Origin of the sequence: Mesorhizobium sp. M7A.F.Ca.US.014.04.1.1 (assembly GCF_003998745.1) — a bacterium.
GTDB lineage: Bacteria > Pseudomonadota > Alphaproteobacteria > Rhizobiales > Rhizobiaceae > Mesorhizobium > Mesorhizobium ciceri.
In genome coordinates this window covers 1-10,048 of record NZ_RZRW01000179.1, presented here as the reverse complement: position 1 = coordinate 10,048, position 10,048 = coordinate 1, and the positions used below count along the sequence as shown (strand labels likewise).

Here is a 10,048-nt window from a genome sequence, read left to right as displayed (position 1 = left end):
AGCGAGGTGGCGGAACTCAACCCCGACATCGCGCTGACGGCGCGCACCGCCGGCGCCGATATCGTCGCCGCGGCCAAGGCGTTCTTCGCCGTCAGCGATGCCTTCCGCATTCCGCGTGTCGAGGATGCCGCACGCTCGATCACGCCATCGGACTACTACGATCAGCTGGCGCTTTCGCGCGCCACCGACACGATCGATGCGGCACGGCGCGGCATCGCGGTGGCGGCGCTCACCGGCCACGCCAAGACGGCCGATCCGGTGGCTGCCTGGCTGGACGCCGGCGGCGAGCGGGTGGCGCGCATCCGCGAGCGGCTGCAGGCGTTGACCGAGGGCGGCGACATCACCGTGTCGCGGCTGTCGGTGGCGTCGGGGCTGATGAGCGATCTGACGGGGATGTGAACCGTCGATGATTGCCACACGCGTTGTCGGGTGCGTGTGGCGCCTTTTCCAATGTTATCGGCGCTTGGCGTTCAGCAAGCTCACCAGGAATGTTTGAGGGTGCCGACGATTTTCAGCCGGTCGCCGTAGAATTCGGTCCCGTAATAGCTGGTTGTCAGATACTTCCGGTCGAACAGGTTCGTTGCGTTCAAGGCCAACGTCACGTCCTTGGTCATCTTGTAGCTAATCGCCGCATCCACCAGTGCGTAGCCGCCAATCGAAATGGTGTTCGCGTCATCCCCGTAGGTTTGTCCGATATAGCGCAGGCCACCGCCGATGGTCAGGTCGCCACGCGGTCCTTCCTCGGGAAGCGTGTAGTCGACCCAGGCTGACGCCAGGTGGCGAGGAACGCGCTGCGGCCGATTGCCGGCATTCCCGCCAATGCCGTCTTCCAGGATCTCGGCATCCCAGTAGGAATAGGCAAGCGTCAGGTTCAAGTTTTCCGCGATGGCGGCCTTGCCCTCGAGTTCGATGCCGCGGACGCCAACCTTGCCGATCTGCTGCTGGACAACAGGCGTGACATAGGTCGGAACATTGGTTTGGGTAAGGTCGAAGACCGCGGCTGTGAACAGGCCGTCGAAGCCGTCGGGCTTGTACTTGATGCCTGCCTCATACTGTTTGCCCTCCTGAGGCTTCAACGAGCCCGAGACCGCATACCCGTTGGCGCTTGGCGACACGAGCGGCTGGAAGCTTTCCGAATAGTTGGCGTAGACCGCGAGGTTCGGCGTGAATTTGTAGGTCAGGCCGGCGCGCTTGGTGAAGGCCGATGCGGTGTCGTCGTCCTGCGTTCCCAGGTCGAGATAATCAGCTGTCGTCTGCACGCGGTCCCAGCGCCCGCCCAGGGTGACGATCCAGCGGTCGTCAAACGTCAATTGCTCCTGGGCATAGACACCGACCGCCTGCTGCTTGACCCGCCAGTTCACATAGGGGCCGAGGTTGATGCAGGACAGACCGCAATAGGTCGGGTTGTCGATGTCGATGGGGCCGGCAGTGCCGAAGAGGATGTTTTCGCGGGTGTTGTCGTTGGCGTAGTCGACGCCGACAAGCGTCTTGCTGGCGACCCGGTCCCAGCCCGTATCGTATTGCAACTGATTGTCGAAGGCATAGCGGTTGGACAGGCCGCCGACGGAAAATGCCGTGCGGTCCGCCGTGGGGTCAAGCGACGCGCCGTAGACCTCGGCGTAGTCGAGGCTCAAATGCGTGTAGCGGGCATTGGAGCGGAAGGTGAGATTCTCGTTGAATTCATGTTCGAACTGGTAGCCGATATCGACCTGCTCGGTGTTGAAGCGGTTGAAATCCGGCTCGCCCAGGAAGGTGCCGATGTCGATATTGGCGCCGGCGGGGGTGCCGCGTGCGCCTGTGCCATCTCGCTTGTAATAGTCAGTCAGGATGGTGAGCGAGGTTCCTTCCTCGGGCTTGATGGTCAACGCGGGTGCGATGTAAAGCCGGTCGTCGTTGGAATAATCCCATCCTTGATCGCCATCCTTGGCCAGCCCGGTAAGCCGATAGGTCCACACGCCATCGGGGTCGATCGGCCCGCCAAAATCAACGCCAATCTCCTTGGTGCCGTCGCCATAGGACGTGTAAATCTCCCCCTGCTTCTGGTCCAGCGGCCGCTTGGTAATGGCGTTCACCAATCCGCCAGGGCCGTTGAGACCAAAAAGCGTCGATGTCGATCCCTTTAGGACCTCCACGCGCTGAAGTCCGTAAGGTTCGAGACGGCTGGCCGTGAACCAGGCTGGGATGCGCGCCGTCAAGCCGTCGCGATAGGTACCGAGCGATGTCTGGTCGAAACCGCGGATGCGAATATAGTCGTATCGGTCATCGTTGCCGAACTCGTCGGTGAGGACGCTGGATGTGTAGGCCACGGCCTGCTGGAGGCTTTCGACATGGCGCGCCTCCAGTTCCTTTTGGGTTACAACTGAAACCGAGGCGGGAACGTCGACGATCGGCGTATCGGTCTTGGTGGCGGTCGCCGTATCCTTGGCGACGATCGTTTGATCGGGCCCGCCAACGCGGTCCGACTTGCCGGTGACGACGATCGTTTCCAGTTGAGTTGCATCGTCCGGCGAAACGTCCTGGGCCCGGCCGGTCCCCACCATTCCAAAAGATGCCGCTATCAAGGCACTGCTCGCAATCAATCGCCTTGCCTGAATGCGCAACAATGCCTGTCGACCAATCGTCATCTCTTATTCCCTGTCAGACCAATTTCGAGCAGTTCGGCCGGTCACCGTTCCGGCCCTGCGCGAGCGCAATTAGTCAAAGCGGACAAAAAGAGTCAACTTAATAATCAAGAGATCCACGCCGGCGACAATCGTTGCGAAGCAGGGGGTGGAGGACGGCGCCGGACCTACGGTCCGACTTCCCCCACGAGAAAAATACGGGCTTGGTTCGCGAAGCGGACGAAAGCCGGTTGCATGGCTTTCGAACAGTGAACGCCCGGCAGCGTCAAGGGTACGGCACCGAGCTTCGTTCATTGCATGAGCGCATGAAACATGCAGACATGGCGCCCGACACGGAACCGGTGCCGAGGGATCATGATGACGGTAGAGACAGTGCAGCGTGCGTCCGGGCGCGGCATCTGGGGATGGATGCTGTTCGACTGGGCGGCGCAGCCGTTCTTCACGGTCGTGACGACCTTCATCTTTGGACCTTACTTCGTCTCGCGCATGGCGAGCGATCCGGAGACCGGCCAGGCGGCCTGGGGCTACGGCATTGCCGCGGCCGGTCTTGTCATCGCCGTGCTGTCGCCTATCCTCGGCTCGATTGCCGACCAGACCGGCCCGCGCAAGCCCTGGATCGCATTCTTTGCCGCGGTCAAGGTCACCTGCCTTTGCATGCTTTGGTTCGCGGCCCCCGGTTCGAACCTTTTCCTGGTCGTGCTATTCTTTTCGCTGGCGTCGGTCGCGGCCGAGTTTTCGACCGTGTTCAACGATTCGATGATGCCGCGCCTGGTGCCGAAGAGCGAGATCGGCCGAATCTCCAACATGGCCTGGGGCCTTGGTTATCTCGGCGGCATGATCGCGCTGATCTTCGTCGTCGCTTGCTTGGCCGGTTCGCCGGAGACCGGCAAGACGATCATCGGCACCGACCCGCTCTTTGGGCTCGACCCGAAGCTCGGCGAGGACGCGCGCGCAACCGGGCCTTTGTCAGCCGGCTGGTACTTCCTGTTCATCCTGCCGATGTTCTTTTTCACCCCCGATGCCATCAAGGGCCTGCCGATCGGCCCTGCGGTGCGAGAGGGGTTGGCGGAGCTGAAAGTGACGCTGGGCGAGGTGCGCAAGCGCAGCGGCATCTTCCGCTTCCTTGTCGCCCGCATGATCTATCAGGACGGTGTCAATGCGGTGCTGGCGCTGGGGGGCACTTTCGCAGCAGCGATGTTCCACTGGTCGATCACCGAAATCGGTATTTTCGGCATCATTCTCAACGTCGTCGCCATCTTCGGCTGCCTGGTTGCAGCCCGTCTCGATACGGCGCTTGGCTCAAAAACCATCGTCATGATCTCGCTGGTCCTGCTCAGCATCGCCACGATCGGCATCGTCTCGACCGGACCGGGCTATACTTTGTTCGGCCTCTGGATGATGCTTGGACCGGACAGCGGTGGCCTGTTCGGCACGGCAGCGGAAAAGGCCTACATCTTCTTCGGCCTGTTGATCGGTGTGGCTTTCGGGCCGGTGCAGGCGTCGTCGCGATCCTACATGGCGCGCAGCGTCACGGCCGCCGAATCCGGCCGCTATTTCGGCATTTATGCGCTGGCCGGACGGGCGACCAGTTTCCTGGCGCCGTTCATGGTCGCGTCCGTCACCCTGGCCAGCGGCTCGGCACGGCTCGGCATGGCGGTGATCGTGCTGTTCCTCGGGATCGGCATGGCGATCCTGGTCAAGACGCCCTATCCAGCGGACCGGCCGGCGGATTGAGTTCTTTCTTCCTTCTCCCCCTGTGGGGTGAGCGGCCGGTTCGCGAAGCGAATTCATCGTGCCAGTGGCACGATGAAAGGCTGACGAACGCCGGGACGCTGCGGAGCAGCGGGGACCCGGCAGGGCGGATCGTCCACCGCCCGGCCCTTCGCGGGCTCAGGGCGTTCGAAGCTCGAAAAGCCAAGCAATTGGCTTTTCGTTTGCTGCGCGAACCGCTTCTCACCCCGCAAGGAGAGAAAGAAGAAGTGCGTCAATGCCTGAAATGCCGGACGCCCGTAAACACCATGGCGATGCCGTGCTCGTCGGCAGCGGCGATGACGTCCTTGTCGTTCATCGAGCCACCCGGCTGGATAACGGCAGTGGCGCCGGCGGCGATCGCCGACAGCAATCCGTCGGCGAAGGGGAAGAAGGCGTCGGAGGCGACGACCGAGCCCTTGGTCAGCGGTTCGGCAAGGCCGGCGGCCTCGGCGGCGTCGAGTGCCTTGCGGGCAGCGATGCGTGAGGAGTCGACCCGGCTCATCTGGCCGGCGCCGATGCCGACGGTGGCGCCGTCCCTGACGTAGACGATGGCGTTGGACTTGACGTGCTTGGCGATGCGGAAGGCGAATTTCAGGTCGGCCATTTCGACCGGCGTCGGCGCCCTCTTGGTCACCACTTTCAGTTCGAGGTCGTCGACGACAGCGTTGTCCCGGCCCTGGATGAGCAGACCGCCGGCGACGGATTTGACCGTCGTGCCCGGCGTGCGCGGATCCGGCAGCCCACCGGTGACCAGCAGGCGCAAATTCTTCTTCGCCGCGACGATGGCCGCTGCCTCGTCAGTGGCGCCGGGCGCTATGATGACTTCGGTGAAGGTTTTTACGATCTCTTCCGCCGCCTCGGCGTCGAGGGTGCGGTTGACCGCGACGATGCCGCCGAAGGCCGAAACCGGGTCGCAGGCGAGCGCCTTGGCGTAGGCGGCTTTCAGCGAGGTGCCTTCGGCAACGCCGCACGGGTTGGCGTGCTTGATGATGGCGACGGCGGCGGAACGCGCCGGATCGAACTCGCCGACCAGCTCGAAGGCGGCGTCGGTGTCGTTGATGTTGTTGTAGGACAGCTGCTTGCCCTGCAACTGACGCGCCGTGGCGACGCCCGGCCGCTTGTCGCCATCGATATAGAAGCCGGCGCTCTGATGCGGGTTCTCGCCATAGCGCATCACCTCGACCAGCCTGCCGCCAAAGGCACGCCACGTCGGGTGTTCGATCTCGAGCGCTTCGGCGAACCAGCCGGAGATCGCCGCGTCATAGCTGGCGGTGCGGGCGAAGGCCTTGGCGGCCAGCTTCTTGCGGAAATCCAGCGACAGCGAGCCGATGTTCATCTCCAGCGCGTTCAGCACCGAGGCATAGTCGCCGGGATCGGTGACGATGGCGACATAGGCGTGGTTCTTGGCCGAGGCGCGGATCATGGCCGGGCCGCCAATGTCGATGTTCTCGACGATCGATGCGTAGTCGGCGCCGGAGCGGCGGACCTCCTCGAACGGATAGAGATTGGAGACGACGAGATCGATCGGCTCGATGCCGTATTTGCGCATTGCCGCTGAATGCTCCGGATCGTCGCGCACGCCAAGCAGCGCGCCATGCACGCCGGGATGCAAGGTCTTGACGCGGCCATCCATGATCTCGGGAAAGCCGGTGAGCTCGGAGACGTCGCGCACCGGAAGGCCCGCGTCAGAGATCGCCTTTGCCGTGCCGCCGGTCGAGACCAGCTCGACGCCTGCGGCTGCCAGCGCCTTGGCGAAATCGATGAGGCCGGTTTTGTCGAAAACGGAGAGCAGGGCGCGGCGCACGGGAACCAGGTCTGGTGCGGGAATGTTCTTGGCGGCGACGGCCATGGGCTGGCGGCCTTTCACGACTGGTGTGGTGGATGCCCGCGCCCGTAGCACATGCCGCCCGGAAATCAAACCGGCGGTCAGGTAGGTCAGTTGTTTTCCGGATAACCGGCGATGCTGGTGCGGGTCAGCTGCCAGTGGACTTCGGCGATTTCCGAGGCCTTGAAGGCAAGCACGATCTGGCGGCTGCGGCGCGGGCCGCCAAGACCGGCGAAATAGATCGATTCCTCGACCTCCGGCACCACTTCGGCCGATGTGAACACCCAGGTGTCGGCCTGATCGGCGGCCAGCACCAGGCGGTCATGCTCGTCCTGCAAAAGGTTGACATCGGGATGAACGTGGAAGCGGACGGTGACGAAGTCGCGGCCATTGTTGCGGATCGCGGCACTGCCGGGGCGCTGGAAGCGGTCCCGGCCGGCCAGCACATTGCCGTTCGACGACAGCTTCAGCTCGCGCTCATGCAGGAAACCAAAGCGCGCGACATAGCCGTCATGGCGGGCGATGAAACCCTGAACGCCTTTCTGATCGGTGCGCTTGCACTGCACATGCTGCGGGCCGCCGATCAACGGCGAACCGAGCAGGTCGTTGACGCGCAACGAGTGGCTGAAGCGCGCCGACGAGGTGTCGTTGATGGTGGCGGTCGAGTGCGCGGCGGTGGCGCGCGCCAGCGGCCGGAATTCAGCCGCGCCGTAGGTGTCGATGCCGGCATTGACGATGTAGTGCTGGCGCCCGGACGACAGTTCGAAGGCAAGGCAGCTGGCATGTGCGGCATTGGACACGTCGACCGGCGGCGGCGGGCCGGTGTCGGCGATGACCGTGGTGCCGCCCATAGACAGGCGCTCATAGCCGGAATGCGGCGCATGCAGCAGCGGCGCGCCAGCGGTGTCGTCGTGGCGCAGGATGGTGGCGATGCGGTCGTGGATGGTGGCGCCCATGCCGTTGAAGCGGGCGAGGCTGCCATCCTGATGGCGGAAGAAGCGCAGCGCCGGCAGCATGCGGTCGATGGCGCCGATCAGCGCCTGCGGCGGCGTTTCCGCCTGGTTGGCATAGGTCTGGCGCAGCGGCAGAAGGTCGGCGAGGATTTCCAGGACGACCATCGGATTGCGCGAAATGTGCCCGCCATCGGCGAGGATCTGGCGGTCGAGTTCCTCGGCAAGGTTGCGGGTCGCGCCACGCAGCGCCGATGCCGGCGCCGGCAGGGACAAGGCAGCGAAGGCGAGCGCGATGCGGGCCCGCAGCCTGTCCTTGCCGTCGGGCATTTCGCGCGCCATCGACCTGAGATAGCGGATCTGCATGGCAACCGACTTCAGGAAGGCGCGGTAGAAAGGGAACTCGGCGCCCTGCAATACGACCGAGGAGTGCTGCAACCAGGCGATGATGCGCTTGGCCGTCGTGCCGGGCTCCCAGGCGATGCCGGAAATATGGCTGCCATGCATGGTGATCCAATCGGAGACCAGGGCGCGGGCATTGGCAGCGGCAAGCTCCGTGCCGGCGGCGCGCATATGGCGCAGCCAGCGAAAGCCGTGCAGCGTCTTCTGCCACCCGTGATTGGGCACGTTGATCTGGAAAGGCGACTTGCCGCCGGTCTCGACCAGATGCCCCGACAGGGGATAGCGGCCGTAATAGATCTCGAGTGCGATCTGCGGGTCGGCGAGGCGCAGGTCCGGCGGTGCGATCAGCACACGTTCCGGCGTGCGGCCGGAATAGCGCCAGCGATAGACAGGCCCGGCGCGCAGGCGCCGGCGCGTTTTGCGCCAGAACTCCTTCGCGACAAGCGTCCACAGACGCGTCGTGCTGCTGGCAGCCAGTGCCAAAACCCCTCCTGATCGTCCTCTACCCCGGCGCCGAGTCTACATGATTGCACGATTCGTGCGAAGGCGAATTCCACGAGCCCGGGCCGGTTCACCTGCTTCTGCCCCCGGTCCTGCCTAAAAAAGGCAGCAAATCCGGCAGTTCAAGCCCTAGCCGGCTCGCCGCATGCGAGCGGCGAAGAAGCCGTCGAGGCCTGAGCGTTCCGGCGCGCCGAGGTCCAGGTCGGCGGGCGTGGTGCGCAGCGTGCCTTGCGGCGTCAGGAATGGAGCGATGCCGGCGATCTCGCCTTGCAGCAGCGGATCATTGGTGATTTCAGGCGTGCCGGCGAGAAAGGCGCGACAGAGATCCTCGCCTTCGAGCGGATCGAGCGAACAGTTGGAAAAGACGATCCTGCCGCCGGGCTTCACCAGCGTCACAGTGCGGGCGAGCAGCCTGCGCTGCAGGTCGGCCAGTTTTTCGACATCGGCAGAAGTCTTGGTCCATGGCACGTCGGGGTGCCGCCGCACCGTGCCGGTCGACGAGCAGGGCGCGTCGAGGAGAACGGCGTCGAACAATTCCTTCGGCTCGAATTTGAGCAGGTCGGCCTGGACGATCTCGGCGGACAGGCCGAGGCGCTCGAGATTCTGCGTCAGCCGCGCAAGCCGGTTTTTTGACGTGTCGACGGCGGTGACCTTCGCGCCGGCAACGATCAGCTGCGCGGTCTTGCCGCCGGGCGCGGCGCAGAGATCGGCAACCCGCAATCCCGTGACATCGCCGAACAGTCGGGCGGGCAGGCTGGCCGCGGCGTCCTGGACCCACCAGGCGCCCTCGGCAAAGCCAGGCAATTCGGTGACAGGACCGACAAGATTCTCGACCCGCACCGTGCCGGTCGGCAGGACGATGCCGCCGAGTTTTTCGGCCCAGAGTCCGGGATCGGCCTTGACCGAGAAGTCGACCGGCGCCTCAACGCGGTGCGCTTCGAGGATCTGTCTGGCCTTTTCGTTGCCGTAGGTAGTCTTCAGCCTGTCGGAAAACCATTCGGGCGCCTCGTCGGTGGCGGCAAGGGCGGCAGGCAATTCCGTTTCCTTGGCCCGTGCCAGTGTGCGCAGCACGCCATTGACGAGGCCGGAGAACCGCACCGTGCGCGGATCGGACTTGGCATGGGTCACCGCAATGTCGACGGCGGCGCTGTCGGGAATATCGAGGAACAGGATCTGTGCGGCCGCCACATGCAATATGTGCGACAGCGCCGTGGCATTGGGCGGCAGCGGCTTTTCCAGGCGCCGCGCCAAGAGCCCCGATATGGTCATGCGATAGCGCAGCGCGGTGACCAGAATGGCGCGGACAAGGCCGCGATCGCGCAAATCGAGCGCCTTGTATTGCGGGTGGCCGTTCTCGTGATCGGTCAGCCCGTCAAGCGGTGTCCTGGCATCGATGACGGCGGCCAGCAGGCGGGCCGCTGCCTTGCGCGCGGCGAGACCGGCGACGAAGTCGCCGCCGTCCCTGTGTTCCTGATCACCTGAAACCGTGCGTCGAGGTCCTCTGTCCGCCACGCTCACGACCACCGGCCCCTGGGCCCGGTCGGATTGCGACCCCATGGGTTGGATTTGGGCTTGGCGGGCTCCGCCGGCTGCTCGGGCCGTGCTGTCTGATCCCACGGGCCGGATGGCCGCAGTTCGTCCGCCTGGCGTGGCGTTGGGGCCTGGCGCGGTGCAGCCCGGGTTTCGCTGCCGGCCATGTCGCGCGCCATCGCCTGCAAGGCTGCAATGCGGTTCTCAGTGGCGGGGTGGGTGGAGAACAGGCTGTCCATGCGCTCGCCGTGAAGGGGATTGATGATGAAGAGATGCGCGGTCGCGGGATTGCGCTCGGCATCGGGGTTGCGGATGCGTTCGGCGCCGCGGGCGATCTTGTCAAGCGCCGATGCCAGCCAGAGCGGGTGTCCACAGATTTCGGCGCCACGTCGGTCGGCCTCGTATTCGCGGGTGCGGCTGACCGCCATCTGCACGACCATCGCGGCAAAGGGCGCTACGATCATCGC

General features: G+C 64.5%; 7 protein-coding genes. 2 read left to right on the top strand and 5 right to left on the bottom strand.

The genetic code is table 11. From position 1 onward, the window contains the following. Positions 1 to 399, top strand: a 399-nt coding sequence (locus tag EOA22_RS14300; protein ID WP_164755434.1) for an NAD-glutamate dehydrogenase domain-containing protein, incomplete at its 5' end; no start/stop codon positions are given. An 80-nt stretch (positions 400 to 479) separates the two neighbouring features. Here EOA22_RS14300 and EOA22_RS14295 read toward each other — a convergent pair. After that, positions 480 to 2,624: a TonB-dependent siderophore receptor gene (locus EOA22_RS14295; protein ID WP_063169465.1), complete on the bottom strand. Its 2,145-nt coding sequence runs from the start codon at positions 2,622 to 2,624 to the stop codon at positions 480 to 482. A gap of 354 nt (positions 2,625 to 2,978) precedes the next feature. On the opposite strand from EOA22_RS14295, the gene EOA22_RS14290 reads away from it, so the two are divergent. After that, positions 2,979 to 4,355 (top strand): MFS transporter, encoded by a 1,377-nt coding sequence (locus EOA22_RS14290; protein ID WP_063170394.1) that lies wholly within the window; start codon positions 2,979 to 2,981, stop codon positions 4,353 to 4,355. A gap of 250 nt (positions 4,356 to 4,605) precedes the next feature. Here the strand turns inward: EOA22_RS14290 and purH are convergent, their stop codons facing one another. The 4 genes from purH to EOA22_RS14270 all read right to left on the bottom strand — a co-directional run. Further along, positions 4,606 to 6,222: a bifunctional phosphoribosylaminoimidazolecarboxamide formyltransferase/IMP cyclohydrolase gene (gene purH, locus EOA22_RS14285; RefSeq protein ID WP_024504206.1), complete on the bottom strand. Its 1,617-nt coding sequence runs from the start codon at positions 6,220 to 6,222 to the stop codon at positions 4,606 to 4,608. 86 nt (positions 6,223 to 6,308) lie between these two features. Beyond that, positions 6,309 to 8,033, bottom strand: a complete 1,725-nt coding sequence (locus EOA22_RS14280; protein ID WP_013529012.1) for a heparinase II/III family protein — start codon at positions 8,031 to 8,033, stop codon at positions 6,309 to 6,311. Positions 8,034 to 8,180: 147 nt separating this feature from the next. After that, entirely contained in the window at positions 8,181 to 9,608 is a 1,428-nt protein-coding gene (locus EOA22_RS14275; RefSeq protein WP_063169464.1) for an RsmB/NOP family class I SAM-dependent RNA methyltransferase, read from the bottom strand. Beyond that, positions 9,566 to 10,048, bottom strand: a 483-nt coding sequence (locus tag EOA22_RS14270) for a M48 family metalloprotease (protein ID WP_164755431.1), incomplete at its 5' end; no start/stop codon positions are given. The genes EOA22_RS14270 and EOA22_RS14275, both read right to left, overlap by 43 nt.